Source organism: Desulfacinum infernum DSM 9756 (assembly GCF_900129305.1).
Lineage (GTDB): Bacteria > Desulfobacterota > Syntrophobacteria > Syntrophobacterales > DSM-9756 > Desulfacinum > Desulfacinum infernum.
The window spans coordinates 1-19441 of the sequence record NZ_FQVB01000034.1 but is presented as its reverse complement, the minus strand read 5'-3'; the positions used below and the strand labels follow the sequence as shown (position 1 = coordinate 19441).

Annotated in this window: 17 protein-coding genes; 11 read left to right on the top strand and 6 right to left on the bottom strand. The window is 62.4% G+C overall.

The genetic code is table 11. The features are described 5' to 3' along the window. Positions 1-115 precede the first annotated feature (115 nt). Both BUB04_RS14940 and BUB04_RS14935 read left to right on the top strand, forming a co-directional pair. Positions 116-538: a carboxymuconolactone decarboxylase family protein gene (locus BUB04_RS14940; protein WP_218588483.1), complete on the top strand. Its 423-nt coding sequence runs from the start codon at positions 116-118 to the stop codon at positions 536-538. Between the two features lie 102 nt (positions 539-640). After that, positions 641-847, top strand: coding sequence for an FmdB family zinc ribbon protein (locus BUB04_RS14935; RefSeq protein WP_073040920.1), 207 nt, complete (start codon positions 641-643; stop codon positions 845-847). Between the two features lie 516 nt (positions 848-1363). Here the strand turns inward: BUB04_RS14935 and BUB04_RS14930 are convergent. Both BUB04_RS14930 and BUB04_RS14925 read right to left on the bottom strand, forming a co-directional pair. Continuing rightward, positions 1364-2659, bottom strand: a complete 1296-nt coding sequence (locus BUB04_RS14930; protein ID WP_073040918.1) for a D-alanyl-D-alanine carboxypeptidase family protein — start codon at positions 2657-2659, stop codon at positions 1364-1366. A 305-nt stretch (positions 2660-2964) separates the two neighbouring features. Further along, positions 2965-4527, bottom strand: coding sequence for a 2-isopropylmalate synthase (locus tag BUB04_RS14925; protein WP_073040916.1), 1563 nt, complete (start codon positions 4525-4527; stop codon positions 2965-2967). Positions 4528-5012: 485 nt separating this feature from the next. Here BUB04_RS14925 and speD point away from each other — a divergent pair, with 485 nt between their 5' ends. From speD to BUB04_RS14905, 4 genes are all read left to right on the top strand, one after another. Then, complete coding sequence (gene speD / locus BUB04_RS14920) at positions 5013-5393, top strand: adenosylmethionine decarboxylase (protein ID WP_073040914.1); 381 nt, start codon at positions 5013-5015, stop codon at positions 5391-5393. After that, entirely contained in the window at positions 5390-6310 is a 921-nt protein-coding gene (locus BUB04_RS14915) for a fused MFS/spermidine synthase (protein ID WP_073040912.1), read from the top strand. Before speD ends, BUB04_RS14915 begins: the two co-directional genes overlap by 4 nt. Positions 6311-6377: 67 nt before the next feature. Then, positions 6378-6755, top strand: coding sequence for an FmdB family zinc ribbon protein (locus BUB04_RS14910; protein ID WP_073040911.1), 378 nt, complete (start codon positions 6378-6380; stop codon positions 6753-6755). Then, positions 6733-7665, top strand: coding sequence for an RluA family pseudouridine synthase (locus BUB04_RS14905; RefSeq protein ID WP_073040910.1), 933 nt, complete (start codon positions 6733-6735; stop codon positions 7663-7665). Before BUB04_RS14910 ends, BUB04_RS14905 begins: the two co-directional genes overlap by 23 nt. Here the strand turns inward: BUB04_RS14905 and BUB04_RS19445 are convergent. The 3 genes from BUB04_RS19445 to mutL form a co-directional block, all read right to left on the bottom strand. Beyond that, positions 7601-9889, bottom strand: coding sequence for a dynamin family protein (locus tag BUB04_RS19445; protein WP_073040909.1), 2289 nt, complete (start codon positions 9887-9889; stop codon positions 7601-7603). The genes BUB04_RS14905 and BUB04_RS19445 overlap by 65 nt on opposite strands. Before the next feature lie 564 nt (positions 9890-10453). Further along, a complete protein-coding gene (gene miaA, locus BUB04_RS14895) occupies positions 10454-11422 on the bottom strand; it encodes a tRNA (adenosine(37)-N6)-dimethylallyltransferase MiaA (RefSeq protein WP_073040907.1) in 969 nt (322 codons plus the stop codon). 21 nt (positions 11423-11443) lie between these two features. Continuing rightward, a complete protein-coding gene (gene mutL, locus BUB04_RS14890; RefSeq protein WP_073040905.1) occupies positions 11444-13315 on the bottom strand; it encodes a DNA mismatch repair endonuclease MutL in 1872 nt (623 codons plus the stop codon). Between the two features lie 116 nt (positions 13316-13431). On the opposite strand from mutL, the gene BUB04_RS14885 reads away from it, so the two are divergent. The 3 genes from BUB04_RS14885 (at position 13432) to BUB04_RS14875 (ending at position 16244) form a co-directional block, all read left to right on the top strand. Continuing rightward, complete coding sequence (locus BUB04_RS14885) at positions 13432-14880, top strand: sensor domain-containing diguanylate cyclase (protein WP_073040903.1); 1449 nt, start codon at positions 13432-13434, stop codon at positions 14878-14880. Positions 14881-15007: 127 nt separating this feature from the next. Further along, entirely contained in the window at positions 15008-16030 is a 1023-nt protein-coding gene (locus BUB04_RS14880) for a rod shape-determining protein (RefSeq protein ID WP_073040901.1), read from the top strand. Positions 16031-16043: 13 nt separating this feature from the next. After that, positions 16044-16244, top strand: a complete 201-nt coding sequence (locus BUB04_RS14875) for a hypothetical protein (protein WP_073040899.1) — start codon at positions 16044-16046, stop codon at positions 16242-16244. Between the two features lie 108 nt (positions 16245-16352). Here the strand turns inward: BUB04_RS14875 and BUB04_RS14870 are convergent, their stop codons facing one another. After that, positions 16353-16766 (bottom strand): hypothetical protein, encoded by a 414-nt coding sequence (locus BUB04_RS14870; RefSeq protein WP_073040897.1) that lies wholly within the window; start codon positions 16764-16766, stop codon positions 16353-16355. A gap of 276 nt (positions 16767-17042) precedes the next feature. On the opposite strand from BUB04_RS14870, the gene BUB04_RS14865 reads away from it, so the two are divergent. Beyond that, a complete protein-coding gene (locus BUB04_RS14865) occupies positions 17043-17714 on the top strand; it encodes a CBS and ACT domain-containing protein (protein WP_073040895.1) in 672 nt (223 codons plus the stop codon). 618 nt (positions 17715-18332) lie between these two features. Continuing rightward, positions 18333-18932: a hypothetical protein gene (locus tag BUB04_RS14860; protein WP_073040893.1), complete on the top strand. Its 600-nt coding sequence runs from the start codon at positions 18333-18335 to the stop codon at positions 18930-18932. Positions 18933-19441: the final 509 nt, after the last annotated feature.

Below are 19441 nucleotides of genomic sequence, written 5' to 3'. Positions count from 1 at the left end.
TTCATTTCCGTAAATGTTTCCCTTTGGGCCGGCGCTAAGGTAAAGAGTTGCCAACTCGTTGTCAACTCACAGGACAAAGGCCGTGCCACTGCAGGGAATGGAAGGAGAGGATCCCATGAAGGAAGAAATTCTGAAGGAAAGAACGAAGACAACGGCCGCCAGACTCTTTTCCGGCCCAGTGGAGGTGGAGGTTCCCTATCAGCTCTGGAAGGAGTTCGACTCCGAGCTGGCGCGGGAGCTGTCCCTGTTCATCACGGGAAACATGTATTCGCGGACCGTGCTCACTCTCGCCGAAAGGCAGGTGGTGGCGGTTTCGGCCCTTGCGGCACTGGGCCGAACGGAGGAATTGCGCATCCACCTGCACGGGGCCCTCAACGTGGGCGTTTCCTGGAAAACCTGCGCGGAAGCCATCTTCCAGGTGGGCGTGTACGCGGGATTTCCGGTGGTCAATGCGGCCCTCGCCACGCTCAAGGCGGTCCTCCAAGAAAGGGGGCAATGGCCGCCTTCCGATGGAGGATCGGAAGAACCTCTTGCATGATTCCCTTCGGATTACTAATGTCTATGGAAACGTGTTCGTGGAATTTCCGGAACTGCCCAGGGCGTTGCGGAAGAACAAATGGCGGAGTGGAGGTGAACACAGATGCCCATTTTCGAATACCGGTGCCGGAAGTGCGACCATGAATTCGAAACGTTCGTCTGGTCGTCCCGGGATGAGGAATCCCTGAGCTGCCCCAAGTGCGATGCCAAGGAGGTCAAGAAACTCCTTTCCTCCTTCAGCAGCAAGGGATCCCTGGCGGGTGTGTTGAGCTCCGGCTGTGGGAGCGGCGGATTGGGCGGCTTCGGCTGAGCCTAGCCCCTCAGCCGGTGGGACACCGGCAACGGACAACCTGAATGATCGGGGATAGCATGAGCGAAGATCTGTTGTGGCTGATTGGAATCGTGGCCGTGTGGGTCCTTTTGAACAAGTGGGTGCTCCCCAAGATGGGCGTCTCCACGTGAATGTCCCCCAGCTGCGAGATCGGTGATCCGCAAAAAAAGAAATAAGAAAACGCCGGACCAGAAGGTCCGGCGTTTTCTTGTGATCCGTTTTCTTCCGTTCGTGCGCGCGGCCCGGAGGGGCGAAACATCATGGGCCCCTACAGGGGCCTGCTCGCCAAAGGTGCGTTTCATCCTTCGTTGTCACCGACTCCCCCTGATGGGGGTTCATGCGAAGAAGAACCGCAAATGAACGCGAATGGACGCCAGGGAGTCTTTTCTATCTTCATGCCTGCGGGGTGGCGCAAGGGAGACCATGACCGTTAACAGGAAAGGGTGGAAACCTCCTTCGGATCGGCTCTGAGTGGTTTCCCCGAGACCCGTTGCCTCAGTCGAGATACCATCTGCCCCGCTTCCGGCGGCGTCCCCTGGCCCGGATCCAGCCGATGGCCCCAAGGAGCACCACCGCACCGGCTCCCACACCCGCCAGGGCCTTCCCCCAGTGGGCCCAACCCGTCCAGCGCACTTGAAGCACCGAATGCCACAACCTCTTGAAAAATCCACCCAAAGGCACCTCTTGGCGGCTCACCAGGTTGATGCGGGCCACTACCGCATCCCCTGATTTCAAGAGAGCTTCTCCGAGGACTTGATTCTCTTGGATGGGGGCGGTCACCCAATCCGGCGCGTTCGATTCCCAGCGGATGCCCTGGGCCGATTCTTTCTTGAGGATGATGGGATGGGCCGCCTGCGGAAACAAGGAAACTTGATCCACCGTTCCCTTCCAGACACGAACGACCTTCACCGGGGTGGAGGGATCCGGCGGCGCCACGGACACATACCGGCGGAACCCGTAATTGAGAAGCTTGTGGGCTTCGCGTTCCCGCACGGCGGGAGAGGCCGCCCCCATGACCACGGCCAGCAGGCGCATGCCGTCCCGCCGGGCCGTGGCGGCCAGGTGGTAACCCGCGGACTCCACATAGCCCGTCTTCAGCCCGTCCACAGTGGAATCCTTCAAAAGCAGGCGGTTTCTGTTGGGCTGCGTGATGCCGTTGAAGGTGTACTCCGTCATGGAGTGGTATCGGAGCGCCTGAGGAAACCGTTGGATGTAGGATCTGGCCAGCGTGGCCATGTCCCGGGCCGTGGTGACCTGCCCTTCGGCGGGCAGACCGTGGGGGTTTTCGAAATGGCTGCGGGCCATGCCCAGCTCCCGGGCCTTGCGGTTCATGGCCTCCACAAATGCGTCCACGGACCCGTACAAGTGCTCCGCCACGGCGACACACGCATCGTTTCCGGACACCACGGCGATGCCCTTGATGAGCTCCTCCAAGGGCACCTTCTTTCCCACCTCGATGAACATCTTGGATCCGCCGGTCCGCCAGGCCTTCTCGCTCACCCACACGGGATCCTGCAAACGTGCGGTTCCGCGTTCCAAGGCCTCAAAAACCAGGTAGAGCGTGAGGACTTTGGTAAAAGACGCCGGCGCGATGAGCTCGTCCGGGTTCTGGGAGACCAGCACCTCGCCGGTGGAGACCTCTTCCAGGACGGCGGCACGGGCCTCCACCTCCGGGGGCTCCTGCGTCCACCCACAACCCAACCCCACAAGAAAAACCAGGAGGGCGAAGACCACGCCCGTGACAGCGACACCCAGCCCTGCTGCCTCTTTTCTCCTCCAATCCGTTTTCATTCCACTCTTTCCTTCCGGCTTGGCAATAGCCGCTCGTTTTTCTGAGTCCCAGCAAACGACATGTTCTCTGAAGCCCAACAGGGGAGACTCTTAGCAGGACTCGGTGGGCAATTTCAAGAGGGGGAGGGGGCGAAGGGCATTGGTCGGGGTTACGAGTCGACCGGAACGGGAACTCGGCAGAAAATCCATTGGAAACAGATAAAAAAAGACGTGACCACGGTGGGAACGTGGCGAAAAGTCTTCTGAATCACGGGTACTCTATGTAGGGGCGGTTCGGGAACCGCCCCTACGCAAAGGCCGGAGAATCAGAGGCGAGGCTGCCAGCTCTCCACCAGGGCGAACTCGGAAACGGGCTCCTGTCTGCCGGTCTGTTCCAGCTTGTTCATGGCATCGATCAGGGCCTTGGCGCTGGCCATGACGATGTCGGCCGCCACGCCGCGGCCCTGCACCAACTGACCGTCCTCTTCCAGCCGGACGCTCACCTCGCCCAGGGCATCCGTTCCCGAGGTGACTGCGCTCACTTCGTACCGCACCAGCTTGGGGAAACGCCGCACGATCTTGCAGATGGTCTTGAACGTGGCATCCACGGGCCCCTGGCCGAAGCCGGCATCCTGAATCACTTCCCCGTCCACTTCCATCTGAACCGTTGCGTTGGGCACCGAGATGGAGCCTGCCGAGACGTTCAGGTAAAGGAGCCTGTATCGGCCTTCCGGAGCCATGGCGTGCTCATCGAGGATGGTTTCCAGATCCGTCTCGTAGACGTTCTCCTTGCGATCCAAAAGATTCCGGAACGCGGCCCAACACCGATCCAGGCAATCCCCGTCCAGAACATACCCCAGCCGTTTCGCCAGTTCTGCAAACTGATCCCGGGTGATGTGGCGGGGGATCTCACCGCCGTGGTCCAGTAGCCCCAGTTCCTCCGGCGACACGATCTGGTAAGGAGGCTGTTCCTCCGCATCGGCGATCTGGGGCACGCTGATCTCATAAAAAAAGGCGTTGGTCCCCACGATGGGCTTGTGGGCTTGGATCCCGATCCCGGTGATCCTCTTGACCAGGCGGCATGTGGGGCCGATCTGGTCCAGGTGGATTCCGGTCTCGCAGCCGAAATGGTCCCTCCGAGCCTTGAGAATTGCCGCCACTTCCTCCAGGGCAGCATTGCCGGCCCGCTCCCCGATGCCGTTCACGGTGCAATGGATTTGGCGCGCTCCCGCACGAACCGCCGCAAGGGAATTGGCCACGGCCAGGCCCAGGTCGTTGTGGCAATGGATGCTCAAGTGCACGTCGTCGAAGGAGTCCAATACCTTGGCCACCGCCTCCACGAGCCGTTCCACTTCCGACGGAGTGGCGTACCCCACGGTATCCGCGATGTTGATAATCCGGGCGCCCGCTTCCGCCGCCGCGCGGGCCATGGCCGTCACATCATCCAGCGGCGCCCGCAAGGCATCCACAAGGGAAAACTCCACGTCCTCCACCTTCTCGCGGGCCAGCTCCACACCCTTTGCAGCCAGACCCAACGCTTCCCCGAGATCCATTTGGAGAAAATGACGGCGGTAGGAAGGGGAGACCGGCACAAAAGTGTGGATCCTCCGTCTCGCGGCCCCCGCCAGCGCATCGGCGGCCGCCTGAAAATCCCGGGGGTGGGTGGGGCGAGCCAGCGCAGCGATGACAGGACCTTGTACTTCCTCGGCAATACGACGCACGGCCTCGAACTGCCGCTCGGAGGCCGCCGGAAACCCCGCCTCCAACACATCCACTCCCAGGCGCGCCAACTGCCTTGCCAGCCGCAGCTTTTCCTCCACACTGAGGACGGTACCGGGGGATTTTTCTCCATCACGTAGCGTGGTATCGAAGATCCGGATCGCGGTCATCTGGCACCTCCTTTGGGGTTTTACATGGAACAGACATGTTGGAACGGGATGGGTGGGGACGGCTTGGATCTCTGCTTTGGTTCGGGGCTTCGGGCCATGGGGGGCCTTCCGGAATGGGGGGGAAGCAGATGCGGCCACCGTCGTCGGCTACTTTCGGCGAACCGGGGAAAACTCGTGACGCCAAAGATATTTGCAAGGGTGTCCGCCGTTGTCAACCTATTTGGAAACCTTACGATCGGCAAGCCAAGGAGGGCCGATGTGCCTGACGATGCGACCCCGATCTTTTCCTATGGACGCCCGTGTACTTTTTTGTTGCGCCCGGAAGGTTTTTGAGTATAGTGGGTGCGTTTGGCCCGCCTCCGTTTATGGCGTTCGGTTGGGATCATGCGGGATACCGCATAATTACCCCCCCATGAATTGGAGGTTTTTTGTTTTGTGAACCCTTAAAAAAGGTAAAACCATGACGTGAGGAAGCAGAGAAAAAGATGAAATCACTAGGAAAACACCTTATCGTCGAGCTGTACGAGTGCGACTTTGACCTCATCAACGAGGTGGGTTCAGTCGAAAAGATCCTCGTGGAGGCGGTCGCCATTTCCAAGGCAACCATTGTTCAACCCGTCTTCCACCAGTTTTCCCCACACGGCGTCAGCGGCGTCGTCGTCATCGCCGAATCCCATTTCACCATCCATACGTGGCCGGAATATGGGTATTGCGCGCTGGATATCTTTACCTGTGGCGATCTCATCGATTCCGACGCATCACTCCAATATCTGAAAGAAGCCTTCAAGGCCGGCAGCATGTCCGTCATGGAGATCAAGCGCGGCGTGCTGGATCTGCCGGCCGAGGAGTTGAGGCACAAACCGTGATCGAGGAGTGCAGCGGGTACTACTGGTTCCGCGAACTCAGCAGCGGGGGCGTGGACCTTGCCCACTTATGCCGTTCCATTCTTTTCAGCGGCCGAACCCAGTATCAGCGGGTGGACATCGTGGATTCGCCGCTCCATGGAAAGGTGCTCTTCCTGGACAAGGTCCTCCAATCCGCGGAAAAAGACGAGTTCATCTATCACGAGGTCCTCGTCCACCCGGCGCTCTTCAGTGCGGCAAAGCCGAGATCCGTTTTGATCATCGGGGGCGGGGAAGGGGCCACACTCCGCGAGGTTCTGCGTCACCCGGGCGTGGAGCGTGTGGTCATGGTGGAAATCGACGGCCAGCTCATCCACATCGCCCAACAGTTCCTTCCCGAATGGCACCAGGGGGCGTTCGAGGACCCCCGCTTGGAACTCGTCTTCGCCGACGGACGCCGGTACCTGGAAACGACTGATCAGCGCTTCGATGTCATCATCCTGGACCTCAGTGATCCCTTTCAGGACAGCCCCGCGGCTCTTCTCTACACCACCGAATTCTACGAAATCGTCCGCAGCCGCCTCCGGCCCGGGGGGGCGTGCGCCGTGCAGGCCGAATCCATCAGCCCCCAACAGTGCGCCGTCCACGCGCGTATCTACAACACCCTGGCCGCCTCCTTTCCCGTCGTGAAGACCTGCCCGTACATGCTCCACAGCTTCCACCGGCCGGACGCCCATCTGCTGGCTTCCCTGGACGCCGGCTGGTCGGCGGAACGCATCGCCCGCCGGGCGGAAGCCTCCTCCTTACCCCTTCGGTACCTCAGCCCCGCCGTGATGCGCCGGCTTTTCGCCGTACCGCCTTACCTGGAAGAAGCTTATGCCCTCCACCGCCGCCCCTTGACCGACGCGGACCACCACATCGCTATTGACGAGATCCTTTAGCGCGACGAGAATTTGTGCCGCCGTCCGCTCAGGCGAAAATCGTGCCGGTGAAACGAAGGAGGAACCCATGCCCATCTACGAATTCATCTGCACACACTGCGGCAAACGGAACGAGTTCATCACCTTCCGCGTGTCCGAGCCCGTGCCCGACACCTGCGCCCATTGCGAGCAGACCGGCCTTCGGCGGATTCCTTCCCGGGTGCGGGTGCGCCTGTCGGAAGAAACACGTCTCGAAAGGCTTGCCGACCCGTCCCGCTTTGGATCCTTGGACGAAAACGACCCCAAGAGCATGGCCAGGTTCATGAAAGCCATGACCCACGAGATGGGCGACGACCTGGACGAGGATGTGGATTCCCTCATTGAAGAGGCCATGGAAGAAGAGGCCGCCGGAGGCGGCGAGGGAAGCTCCGGGGCCGGAGACGATGGCACCGAAGACCTGGACTGAAGGCCGCGGCAGGGAATCCTTCCAGGCGGTACATGTTACTGCCGAGCTGGTCGGCCGCCCGCTGCGGGAACTGCTCGAACGTGTGTGCCTGTTGGATCCCCGGGAAGCGGAGGACCTCCTCCAATTCGGTTCCGTCCATGTGGACGGCCGCAGGCGGACCCGGGGCGATTTTCCTTTGCAAAAGGGCAGTCAGGTCCGCATTTATTGGCCTTGGCAGGGAACGGCCCGGACCTACGAACTGGACCCGAAACGGATCCTTTACCGGGATTCCTGGATCCTGGCCTACGACAAGGAGCCGGGGATTCCCAGTCAGGCAACCCCTTCCGACGCCTACAACAACGTCTATGCCGCCGTCCTGCGCCACCTGTCCGCCGAAGGCTCCCCGGCCTATGTGGCCCTCCATCAGCGCCTGGATCGGGACACCACGGGGGTGATGGTTCTTGCCGTTCACAGGAAGGCCAACAAGGGATTGGGAGCGGCCTTCCAGGCCCGCCGGGTCAAGAAGGTCTACCTGGCGTGGGTGGTGGGCGTTCCGTCACGGGATGCGTGGGTGACCGACAAGGATATCGGAAGAGGAGAGGGGGTCTATCGGGTCTGCGGCAGGAACCTGGGCCGAACGGCCCGCACTTCTTTCCGCGTCCTTTGGCGCACCCAGGACGCGGCGCTGGTGGAAGCCCGCCCCCTCACCGGAAGAACCCACCAGATCCGGCTCCACCTGGCCTCCGAAGGCCACCCCGTGCTGGGCGACCGGCTCTACGGGAACGATGCCGCCCGAACCCGTTCGCAAAGGCTGCACCTCCATGCCTACCGGTTGGACCTTCCCCATCCGGTCACCGGCGAGCCTCTCAGTTTGAAAGCGCCCGTTCCGGAGGACTGGCCCCCTGTTCCTCAGGGAACCATTCCAGATTGAGGGCCCTGCGTAGCTGCTCCACGGCCTCCAGCTGCTCCTGAGCGAACCGGGAGATCTCCTCCAGGGTCTCCAGGTGGCGCCGGCGCACGCTTTCTTCCTGGTGGCCCTGCCGCAGGAGATCCGTAAAGTCCATTTGGGCCATGCGCGCCCGCAGCCTGAATTCCTCCAAGAGTTTGGCCGTTCCCACGTCCAGCAGCCGGTGCAGGTACTGGAATCGGAAGTTCTGACGGTAGTCGCGAAACGCATAGACCAGTTCGGCCCTGGCTTCCGCCTTGACCGTTTCGATGGCTTCCCGAAGGGTGTCGCTTTCGGAGGCTTTCTCCGCAGCGGGGCGGCGCCTTCCCAGGCGCGCCTTCAGGGTCCCCAGGAGTCGGGTAACCCTGCCGATGCCGAATTTCATGAGCAGCGCGCCGCGGCTCACGGCGTTCTCTTCCACGAAGCCGCTGAAGGCGGGCGGCGTGATCTCCTCCCAGTCGCTCCACCCGGTATCGTGAGCCCGTTCAACCCCCCGGACCTCCACACCGAAGGAGGCCAGTTCCCGGTGGTATTCTTCCATGGCCGTTTCGAAGAGGGCCCAGAAGGCCTTGGAGGATTGCCTCAGACGGCGCTTCAGGTGCTCCTCCTGCTCCTTGGCGAACTCGATGGTCTCCAGGTTCACCTTCTCCACCAGGAAGACGGACAAGGACCGGCGGAATTCCAGGTAGTAGCGGTGGAGCTGCTTCAGAACCTTGGCCGGATCGCTCAGATCCTTGAGATACGAAGGGTCCACGGGATAGTTTTCCACCATCTGCAGGGTTTCCTGGACCACCCGCCCGTAGCTCAGATCGAAGAAGGTCCCGACGGCGGCGTCCAGCTCCTGACGGAGGGTGTCCCGGAGCCCGGAGATGGCGTTCTCCAGGGTTCCCAGGGTCCCCAAAAGCGCCTCCTGACGATCCTGCAAGCGCCTGGCGGAATGCTTCAGTTGGTCCAGGTTCTGCCCCAGGAGCCGGCGCTGCGTGCGGGTGGTATCCGACAGAGCCTGGGCCACCACTCCCAGCCGATTCAATCCGGTTCCGAAAAGAACGCGGATTCTTTGCCTTCCCACCCGTTCGGAGAGCGCCTCTTGCAACTGCGAAAACCCGGCCCGGGTCAGCTCGGATTCGAAGGGCTCCTCACGCCAGATGTCGTAACGGCGCCGGTCCTTGCCACCGGCCGAATTCCCCTGGGATTCGATCAGATGGTAGAGGGCCGAAAGGGGGAACACCTGGGGCTGGGGCACCGTCCATTCCAGCTCCGCCTTGAGCCGCTCGATGGATTCCCCAACGTCCTCGGGCCCCTGATGATTGTCCAGATCCAGGTTCAGGACAAAGAGCGTATGGGGAAGCATACGCAGGGTCTTGATGAAGTGAAGAAGCTTGAGGTCCGCTTCCCGGAGCCCCGTGCGCGAACTCACCACGTAGACAATGAGATGCGCCCTCAGGAGATAGGCCTGCAAAAGTGCGAAATGAAGCGGATTCGGCGAATCGCTCCCCTGGCAGTCGGCGATCTCCACTTGGGCTCCCAGCCACGGGACCGGATGGTGGAGCTGCACATCCCGCAGATACACCGCATGGGATTCGCGCCCCACGAACCGCTGGTGCTGCTCCAGCGTAGCGCCGTCGAAGAGCAGACGGTTGGGCTGCTCGCCCACCATCTTTTCCACATCCTGGAACCCGCTGAGAAAGGCGTGCAACAGCACGAAGTGGGCTTCCAGGTTCCCCCGACTTTGCTGCCATTCCCGCTGGACCGCCCGGAGCCGCTCCTGAAGCATCCGTCGGTGGCTTGCATTGCGAAGATCCCACTCCTCGTCGGGCAGGACCCCGTCCTCCGTGGGGGGCAGCAGGGCCACCGCCTGGCGCACCTCCCGGTGGACCTCCGCCCACGACTTCAATTCCACCCATCCGCCTTCCTGGGCGTCGGACCGGATTCGGGTGATAAAAGAGGTGATGATGCCCGCACCTCGACGCAACAGATCGCGTCCCACAAGGGCGTTGATGAGGGTGCTCTTCCCGGATTTCACGGAACCCACCACGGCCACCCGCACCAGCGGGTCGTGCAGGGCGCCGGACACCAGATCCAGGTGTTCCAACCAGAGGCCCGCCCTTTCAGGATCGATGAGCCGATCGTCCGCAAGCCTCTCCACGGCGGAGCGCAGCGAGGCCGAGCGCTGGGCGATGCTGTCCTTGAATCGCAAAAATTCGTTCATTGGACTCCAGAATATCAATGTGAAGGAAAACCGCGAATGAACGCGAATCGACGCAATCGGGTCTTTTCAAGGGCAGGAGCGGCCTCGGGTGCGACTCGCATCGCCGTCCAATCGCCTCCTCCGAAAGAATCCCCTTGGTTCGCTCCGTCATGCGTGCCTGGTAGCGCAAAGGCGGCCGCTACCGTTACCGTGGCAAATCCGGCCCCGGGCGCAGGCCCCGCGGCCGCGGCATGCTAGCGCATTTCCCCTCCCACGTAAACCGCCAATGAGTGCCAACGCGCCTCGATGGAAATGGCGGGGATGCGGGAGCAGCAAGTCTTCCTAGGAACCTGTCCGAAAACGCCGGGGGTGGCCGCTTTTCTCGTAGCGCAGCCCTTTAGGGCTGCGGAAGACCCACCGACCGTCGAATAGGCCGTCGGATTCGGCTCGTCACTTCAAGGGGTTACGAAGACCTTTCCCCGCGGGGCTGAAGCCCCGCGGCTACGAAAAAACGGAAATCCCCTGAACTCTTACGCCTGAAACCCGCTGTCAGACAGGCTCCTCGGATCATTCGTTTGCCTGTTCTCAACCGGCATCGGTTTCGCCCAGCCGCCTTTCGACCCACCGGAACACCGGATCCGGATCGTCGGCGTGGAACCAATGGAATTCCGGATCCCCCTTGAACCAGGTCATCTGCCGCTTGGCATAGCGGCGGGTGTCTCGCTGAATCAGGGCCACCGCCTCGTCCAGATCCCTCCGGCCCGAGAGATGGTCGCACAGGTGCCGGTATCCCAAGGACTGCATGGGCTTGAGCGAAGGGGCGTAGCCCATGGCCAGCAGGTTTCGAACCTCGTCCAGAAAGCCCTGCTCCATCATGATCCAGGTGCGGCGGTTGATTCGCTCATAGAGATCCTCGCGGTCCCGAAAGAGGGCAATCTTGATGCCGGGATAGAGGCTCACCTGGAAGCGGTGCTGCTCCTGCCAGTGGGAAAGGGGCCTTCCGGTGGCGCGATAGACTTCCAGCGCCCTCAAAATGCGCTGGCGGTCGTTGGGGTGGAGGCGCCGCCCCAAGACGGGATCCACCCGACAGAGCTCCTCGTGGAGAGCCGCGGATCCCCGCCGGGCCATTTCCTCCATCAGGGTGCGACGCACCTCGGGAGCCGCCGGCGCGCCGGGGCAGAGTCCCCGGGTGAGCGCCTTCATGTAGAGGCCCGTTCCGCCCACCACCAGCGGGATGCGCCCGCGACGGTGGAACCGGTCGATAACGGGCCGGGCCATGGCCACATAACGCGCGGCGTCGAAGGGCTCGTCGGGATCCACCACATCCAGCAGGTGGTGGGGGACCAGCCGTTGCTCTTCGGCGCTGGGCTTGGCCGTGCCGATATCCATGTGCCGATAGACCTGCATGGAATCGGCATTGACGATCTCGGTGCCCAGCCTCCGGGCCAATTCCAATGCCAGGGCCGTCTTTCCCACGGCGGTGGGACCGGCCAGGAGCACGATGGGGAGTCTCCCTTGGCGATGGGGTGTCTTTTCACGATCGTACGAATTCATGACAAGGGTCGGCGTCCATTTTCACGACCGGTGGAAGGTGCGCTCCAGATCCGCCACGGTGATCTTGTGCCACAGGGGCCGCCCGTGGGGGCAGGTGGCCCCGAATCGCGTCCTTTCCAGATCCTTTAGAAGGAGGCGGATCTCGTCCGGGTTCAATTTCTGCCCGGCGCGCACCGACCCGTGGCAGGCCGCGGTCTTGGCCAGGCGGGCCAGGAGTTCCAGTCGGGGCGAATCCGCCTCCTCGGGAGTCGTTTCCACGACGGTTCGGATCACTTCCCGGGGATCCGTGCGTCCCAGGACCGCCGGAACGGCGTGCACCACGAAGCTGTCGCCTCCGAAGGGTTCCACCTCGAAGCCCAATTCCGCCAGCTGGGGAAGCCACCGCCTCAAGGCGGCGGCCTCCAGAGGGGGCAGATCCAGCACCACGGGGCGAGCCAGCCGTTGCCCGGCTTTGCGGGAGCCCGCCTCCGCCAGGCGATCGAAGAGGATCCGTTCGTGGGCCGCGTGCTGATCCACGATCACCAGGCCGTCGGGAGCTTCCAGCACGATATAGGACCGGGCCACCTGTCCCAGGATGCGCAGGGACGCGAGGCTCAAGGGGGCTTCCTCCCGTCCGCCCTCCATGCCCGGTTCGACCGGCGCATCCTCCCGGGAAAAGAGGGACGCCTGCCTGGGAAGGGGGGCAAGCCCCGGAGGTTCCATATTCCGGCCGGTGGAAGGCGCCGTTGCCGGGGTTCCTTCGGCCGGGTGTCCTTCCATCGGGCCCCACGGCCCAGGAGGTTCGGAACCCGGCTCAATGGTTTGTTCCCGGTCCAGACCACTTTGCCACTCGCGAACGTGGGCCGGAGCGCGGGAGACGGACGCCACGGGCCCGGTGGGAAGGGGGCGGGTCCAGCCCGACTGGATCCCCTTGGACAAGGCTTCCAAGACGGCCTCGCGCACGGCGCCCACCACATCCGACGGGCGCCGAAACCGCACCTCCCGCTTGGTGGGGTGCACGTTCACATCCACCTGATCCGGGGGAACGGACACGAAGAGAACAGAGGAGGGGTATCGACCCTTGGGAATGAGGGTGTCGTAGGCGCTGAGAAGAGCGTGTTGGAGCACCCGGTCCTTCACCGGGCGGTTGTTGACGAAAAGAAAGATCCCCCTGGTGTTGGCCCGTTGGAGTTCCGGGGGTCCCAGCAGTCCTTCCACCCGCACGTCCTCTTTTTCGGTACTCACGGGGATGAGGAGTCGCGCCGTATCGTGCCCCAACACCTGGCCGACCCGCTCCGCCAGGGACCCCGTCCGGGCAAAGTCGTGGGTCCGGCGTCCCTGATGGTGGATCTGCAGGTGAACGTCGGGGCGAGCGAGGGCGAGGCGGAGACACAGATCCAGGATGTGCGCCCATTCCGTGTCGACGGACCGGAGGAATTTTCGCCGGGCCGGCACGTTGAAAAAGAGGTCCCGCACCGTGATGGCCGTTCCCGGCGGGCATCCGGTTTCCTCCACGGAGCGGATCATCCCTCCCTCCACGCGGATGCGGGTGCCGGCCACCGCATCCCGCTCCCGTGTCACCAGTTCGAAGCGGCTCACCGCGGCGATGCTGGGCAGGGCCTCCCCCCGGAAACCCAGGGTGCGGACCGCCTGCAGATCGGATACGGAGGCGATCTTGCTGGTGGCATGGCGCTCCAGGGCGAGCAGGGCGTCGTCTGCATCCATGCCCACCCCGTCGTCCACCACGCGGATTTCCGAACGGCCGCCCCGTTCCAGCGAGACGACCAGGCGGGAGGCCTGCGCGTCCAGGCTGTTTTCCGCCAGCTCCTTGACCACCGCCGCAGGCCGTTCCACCACCTCGCCGGCGGCGATCTGGTTGCATAAGGTTTCGGGTAAAACTTTTATCCGACCCACGCTGGATCCCTTATTGACAGTGGCGCAAACGATCCGTCACTATGAATGGGCTCCCGGCACGTTTCCCCAAGTCCCTAAAGCCCGTAACCGCCCGTTTCCGGCGGCGAGGATAGCCCATGAACACCTTCGAGTCCGTCGTACAGTTGCTGAGTAATGTCCTTGACGCCTACACCGTGGCGTTTTTTCAGTACGATCCGCCATGTGCCGCCTTTCGCCTCCTGGCCGCCCATTCCCTCAGCAAGCATCTCCAGACGGAGGTCTCTCTTCCCAAGGACGGCAGCGGCATTCTGTCCCAGGTGCACAAGGTGGGGCACACCGTGCACCTGAGCAAAATGGACGTGGACAAGCTGGCAGCGTCTCTGCCCTTTTATCGTGAGGGGGAGGGGGGCATCAAGGGACTTTTGGCCACGCCGGTGGGCAACGCCCAGGGCCTGTTGTACGTCGATACCAAGCGTCACTGGGGATTCAACGACAAGCAGCAGAAATGGATATTGGAAACCGCCAAGGTCCTGCGCCAGCTCTTGGAGCAGCAGCAGTGCGTTTTCGAGCGCAACAGCTATTCACGGATCCTCACCCTATGGCACGAGCTCACGGAGGCCTGGCAGCAGACGACGGACCCGGTGGACGCTTCCGACGCATTGACCGAAAAGATCCGAACGTTTTTGGGAACCGAATGGGCTTTCTGCTTGCAACAGGAACCGGGCGCCGGCGAATGCACCATCCTTAGCGCTTCCGGACAGCTGCCCCGGGGACTCCTGCAAAGGCCCATCCCCGCCGCTTCGCCCGCCCTGGTGGCCGAAACGATCCGAAAGGGCGGTCAGCTCTTCATCCCCGCCCTCAACCCCGACTCCGACGAACACTACCTTTTCTTTCCGGGAGAGAACCTTCCCCATCAGGGATCCTTGTGGGTGCTGACGGCGGACAGACCCGGCGGAGGCCGCCTCGCCCTGGCCCTGCTTGCCAAAAGGAAGCTCTCCTGGCCCAACGACGACCGTTATGCCGTGGAGAAGGCCCTGAAGATCTTCAGCGCCTTTTTCGACGGTGCCTATTGGCGCTCCTGTTACCTGCGCTCTTCATGCACCCACGGCCCCACGGGGCTGCTCAACGAATGGACCCTGGCCGAACGGGTTCAGGAATGGGTCCAGACGGCGATCCAAAACAGCCGGCCCCTGGCCCTGGTGGTGCTCCAGTGCGAGCCCTGGCAATACGCCCAGAGCCTCTTTCCCCCTTCCGAAATGGAGAAATGGGAGCTGGCTCTGGCGGCGGCTCTTCGCGCCACGATTCCTCCCGATGCTCTGGGGGGGAGATTGAGCCAGAACCGATACGCCGTCCTTCACCCGGAAGGGGACCTGAAACAATTGCTGTTGACCGCCGAGGCCTTGGATGGGGCCTGCGCCAGGCTCTCCTCCCCTCGAAGGAAAGGGGTTCACCTCAAGGTCCACGTGGGCTGGGCGTCCCTTCCCCCGGACGGCACCACGGCCGACGAACTGTGGCAGACGGCCTACCGGAGGCTTCTCGCATCGTTTCGCCAGGCAAGCCTTCGCCCCGGCTCCGCCCCTGTGTAGGACCCTCCTCCCCTCCGCCCGCGGCCGTCGCGGGAAAAGCATTGACGGCACAGGGCCCGAGGGCTAGACTCTCGCCAGCCATGTGTTGGGATCCGGACAAGCATTGACGAGCGCAGAAAGGAACTACATGCTGGACCGGCTACTGAGCTTCCTGTCCAAAGACCTTGCCATGGATCTGGGCACGGCCAATACCCTCATCTATCTTCGCGGAAAAGGCATCGTCCTCAACGAACCGTCCGTTGTGGCCATCGACAAGGACAAGCAGCAGGTGGTGGCCGTGGGCCATGAGGCCAAGAAGCTCATGGGCCGAACCGGCGAGGGCATTGTGGCCATCCGCCCCTTGAAAGATGGGGTGATCGCCGACTTCGAAGTCACCAGCGTGATGATCAAGACCTTCCTTTCCCGCGTCCTGTCCCGCCGACCCCTCCTACGCCCGAAACTGGTGGTCGCCGTTCCCACCGGGATCACCTCCGTGGAAAAACGAGCGGTCATCGAGGCCGCCGAGCAGGCCGGGGCGGGCAAGGTGCATCTGATCGAGGAGCCCATGGCGGCGGCCATCGGCACGGGGCTTCCCATCGACCAGCCCGTGGGCAGCATGGTGGTGGACATCGGAGGCGGAACCACGGAAGTGGCCGTGATCTCCATGTTCGCCGTGGCCTACAGCGAATCGGTGCGAGTCGCGGGCGACGAGGCCAACGAGGCCATCCTGCGCTATCTTCAGCGTGAACGCCAGATCATGATCAGCGAAGTCATGGCCGAGAACATCAAGATTCGAATCGGCTCTGCTTACCCTCTGGACAAGCCCGTAAAGATGGAGATACCCGGCAAGGAGATCCTTTCGGGAATTCCCAAGACCTTTACGATCACCGACGAAGAGATCCGCAACGCCATCCAGGAACCCGTGGAAGCCATCGTGGAATCGGTACGGCGCGCCCTGGAAAAGACCCCTCCGGAGCTGGCGGCGGACATCGGCCAGAACGGCTTCTGGCTGGCCGGCGGCGGCGCCCTTCTCAAGGGTCTGGACCGCCTCCTTCACGAGGCCACCGGGCTGAAGGTCAACATTTCCGAAGACCCCCTGACAGCCATCGTGCGGGGGGCCGGGTCTGTCATAGAGCATTTTGACTATTTCCGTGACGTGTTCGTGAACTGAAAGGAGCCATTCCATGGAAAGGGTGTTCACGGCAGCGGAAGTCGAGGGAAAGATGGACTGTTACGGGACCTTCAACCGGGAAGACTCCATTTGCGTCGCCCACTGTGCCTTGAACGTCGACTGCGCCATTCTCAAAGCCAGGGGCGTGGAGGAATCCCACTGGGCGCACGCCACGCTGACAGACTTTTCAACCTGCAGAACCGAACTCCATTGACGGATCTTGCGCGAGACCCCTTCCTTTCAAGGGTTTTCCCTACATATCCAGGAGGCCGTCGGGCCGCCGCCCCTGCCTCAGCTGCGCGGGCGGCGGCCCCGGTAATTCCTATCCGTCGGCGGGTGATGTTTCTTTGGGGACGATCCGAAGCCGCGGTGGTCGTGGAGGAGCCTCCTCCCGGAGCCGCTCCAGGAACAACCCCAGCTCCTCTTGGTATTCCAGAAAGGCCCTCAAATACCTGGCCTGCTCTTTTTGGCGCTCTTCTTCCTTCTCCTGGAGCAGAACTCGCATCTTGTGCAGTCGCCGGTAGGGGAGGAGCCGCCCCCAGAAGGCCCGGTTGAGCGGCCTCCCGTGGACGGATTCCAGCCACTCCACCAGGTCTTGCCGGCCCCGGTCTTCCAGGAACCTTTTCAGGTCAAAAAGATCTTCCTCCGCCAAGTGGTAGGGCGAATCTTCCCATCGCCCCACTTCTTCCCGGAGCTCCGCCAGGACTTGGCTCAACTCTTTGCGGGACTCACCCATGGCTACCGCCCTTTCTTCCAATTTGTGCGCCCGGAAAGCGATATTCCACCATTCTTGGATAAAACTAAAGGCCCTGCCCCCGGGGCGCAATCGTCTCTTCCCCATCGCGTCCGCGAATCTCCCATGAGGCAAGACTTCGCAGCAGGCGAACCTTGTTTGACAGCCCTTGCGCCACAGCTTATTCTCAATCTGTAGATTGCCTTCACGCAGCCAGGCTTTTGCGCACATCGAAACGAAGGAACGGAAATCGCGACACGAACGACGGAGGAAACGCCCATGTATGTCGGATGGCACATGAAAACGGACCTGATCACCGTCTCGCCGGACACGCCGGTCTTGAAGGCCCGAGAGATCCTGGACACCAAGAAAATCTCGCATCTTCCCGTCACGGACGGAAAGGCCCGGCTCCTGGGTATCGTGACGGACCGGGATCTCAAGGCGGCTTGGGCGTCTCCCGCAAGCACCCTCAGCGTCTACGAACTCACCTACGTGCTGCAGAAGCTCAAAGTGGAAAGCATCATGACCAAGGACGTGCTCACCGCCACCCCCGACATGACCATCGAAAGGGCGGCCCGTATCATCCATGACAACCGCATCGGGGCACTGCCGGTGGTGAAAGACGACAAGGTGGTGGGGATCATCACGGCCACCGACCTCATGGAGGTCCTGCTCACCGCACTGGGAATGAGCGACGACAGCGGTCGTATTTCCATGATCGTCAAAGACCGCATCGGCATTCTGGCCGAGGTGGGCAGGACCATGCAGGAAGCCGGCATCAATATCCGGAGCGTCATCACCTTCCCGCTGCGGGGCTATGCGGATCTGTGGCAGCTCATCATGCGCGTGAACATGAACGTGCACGAGAAGGCCGTGCAGGCCCTGGAAGCCAAGGGCTTCAAGGTGATCACGCACTATGTGGAGGACATCACCCCCTTCCTGCCCAATTGAGGCGGAAGAACGGAACACACCCTTGGAGCTTGTCCGAGAACGAACCCGAGAGCCTCTTCTCCTGGGAGCTCGGGCCTCCGGCCCGCACGAGAAGCGGGCGAGACGCCCGCGCTCCCAGGAAGATAGAATTGTCGGGCAGCCTCCTTGGACCCCCCACTGAAGAGGCCAAGATGGGGTTAGGCGCAGGAAGAACGCTGCCGCTTTCTACCAGAAGCTTGTCCGGCGGCGGCTTTCCTGCTCAAGAGGCCGGTGACTTTCCGATCTCTTCGTAGCCGCGGGGCTTGAGCCCCGCGGGAAGGGCCATCGTAGCCCCATGGAGTGACAGGAAATGCGCGACGGCCCATCCCCAAGATCCGAGGGTTTTTCCGCAGCCCTAAAGGGCTGCGCTATGGGAAAGGCGGTCATCGCCGGCGTTGTCGGACAGCCTTCCCGCGGCGTGTGCCATAACGCACACGAAAGCCTCTTCCCTGGAGGGCGGGCCTCCGGCCCGCAGGGGAGGCGGCGAGCCGCCCCTTCATGAAACCGACCGCCGAAAGGAAACCCTTTCGCGGCCGCTGACGAATCCCTTTCGGCCAAGTTTGGGAAAGAAGAGTTGGCCGGCGTCCATCAAGGAACCCCATGGCGGACCTGATCCACATCGACGAATGGAAGAGGGGGGCGAACCTCATCACCAGTCGCCCCCTGGAATTCCGCTGGGGCGACTGGACCACCGGGGTGGCCTTGCTGTGCACGCGAAGCGAATCGGTGCGGTTCGAAAAGCACCGCCAGGAGGCCCGCGGCACCCCGGGGCATCAGCACGTGGCTTGGGTTCCCAACCACTTGAAGCTGGCGGGGGGGAGCCACTTCACCGTTGCCGGGCTCTTCCGGCACCGGGACAACGAAACCTCCATGCGCAGAGTGTACCGGCTGGCCGCCATGATGGAGTGCGTCACCCGGGGAACGGCCCCGGTCCTCAGAACGGATCTTCTGCGGCGCCTCTACCAGACCATCGTGCGGGAGCGCGACGCCCTGGGGGTTTCCTGGAAGGGCGCCGTGGATCACTACCTGCTGCCCTTGTATCCGGAACACGGCGGTGGCGATCGGCTCCTGGCCCGGATCCGCACTTCCGAATCCCTCCAGAACCTCTTCAGGGTCATCGAAGAGGAAACCGATCGCCAATTCGACCTTCTGGGATCCCACTACGTCATTTATGTCCCCCGGTGCTTCAAGGCACTCTGAGCAAGAGCCGTCCTTCCTGTGACCCAACGATCATGGCGAGGCTCGCCACCACGCCGGGATGAAAGAGTGAACCAGGAAGCATCCTCTGTAGTAGCCGGCTTGCCGGGGATCCCAATCGAGGCCAAGGCCGCTCCTACAAGGAGTCGGAAGCACTGTTCTTTCCGATCAGCACCCATCACGCACGGGCCGTGACAACGAAGGATGAAACGCTCCTTTGGGAAGAAGCCCCCTGATAGGGGTAGGAAGGACTCGTTGCCGAGTCCCTCCCCCCTCCGAACCGTACGTGCGGATCTCCCGCATACGGCTCTCCGGTTGGTGGTTTTACCCCGCTGAGGACTGGAGCATTGCGCGATGGGCTGCCACGAGGCTGTACAACCCATGGCGCTCAAAGAAAGCATTCGGCCATCTGTTATGATCGCGGCCTCGGCTGATCCCCTTTCGTCCGCTGCGCTTACGCAGAATACTGCGCAGTCGCCGACGAACCCATGAGTCGAGACGGGGAAACGTCC

Bases quoted from the DNA above. Each gene is read 5' to 3' on its own strand.
- BUB04_RS14940 (WP_218588483.1), top strand. From the start codon at position 116: ATGAAGGAAGAAATTCTGAAGGAAAGAACGAAGACAACGGCCGCCAGA.
- BUB04_RS14935 (WP_073040920.1), top strand. From the start codon at position 641: ATGCCCATTTTCGAATACCGGTGCCGGAAGTGCGACCATGAATTCGAA.
- BUB04_RS14930 (WP_073040918.1), bottom strand. From the start codon at position 2,659: ATGAAAACGGATTGGAGGAGAAAAGAGGCAGCAGGGCTGGGTGTCGCT.
- BUB04_RS14925 (WP_073040916.1), bottom strand. From the start codon at position 4,527: ATGACCGCGATCCGGATCTTCGATACCACGCTACGTGATGGAGAAAAA.
- speD (WP_073040914.1), top strand. From the start codon at position 5,013: ATGAAATCACTAGGAAAACACCTTATCGTCGAGCTGTACGAGTGCGAC.
- BUB04_RS14910 (WP_073040911.1), top strand. From the start codon at position 6,378: ATGCCCATCTACGAATTCATCTGCACACACTGCGGCAAACGGAACGAG.
- BUB04_RS14905 (WP_073040910.1), top strand. From the start codon at position 6,733: ATGGCACCGAAGACCTGGACTGAAGGCCGCGGCAGGGAATCCTTCCAG.
- BUB04_RS19445 (WP_073040909.1), bottom strand. From the start codon at position 9,889: ATGAACGAATTTTTGCGATTCAAGGACAGCATCGCCCAGCGCTCGGCC.
- miaA (WP_073040907.1), bottom strand. From the start codon at position 11,422: ATGAATTCGTACGATCGTGAAAAGACACCCCATCGCCAAGGGAGACTC.
- BUB04_RS14885 (WP_073040903.1), top strand. From the start codon at position 13,432: ATGAACACCTTCGAGTCCGTCGTACAGTTGCTGAGTAATGTCCTTGAC.
- BUB04_RS14880 (WP_073040901.1), top strand. From the start codon at position 15,008: ATGCTGGACCGGCTACTGAGCTTCCTGTCCAAAGACCTTGCCATGGAT.
- BUB04_RS14875 (WP_073040899.1), top strand. From the start codon at position 16,044: ATGGAAAGGGTGTTCACGGCAGCGGAAGTCGAGGGAAAGATGGACTGT.
- BUB04_RS14870 (WP_073040897.1), bottom strand. From the start codon at position 16,766: ATGGGTGAGTCCCGCAAAGAGTTGAGCCAAGTCCTGGCGGAGCTCCGG.
- BUB04_RS14865 (WP_073040895.1), top strand. From the start codon at position 17,043: ATGTATGTCGGATGGCACATGAAAACGGACCTGATCACCGTCTCGCCG.
- BUB04_RS14860 (WP_073040893.1), top strand. From the start codon at position 18,333: ATGGCGGACCTGATCCACATCGACGAATGGAAGAGGGGGGCGAACCTC.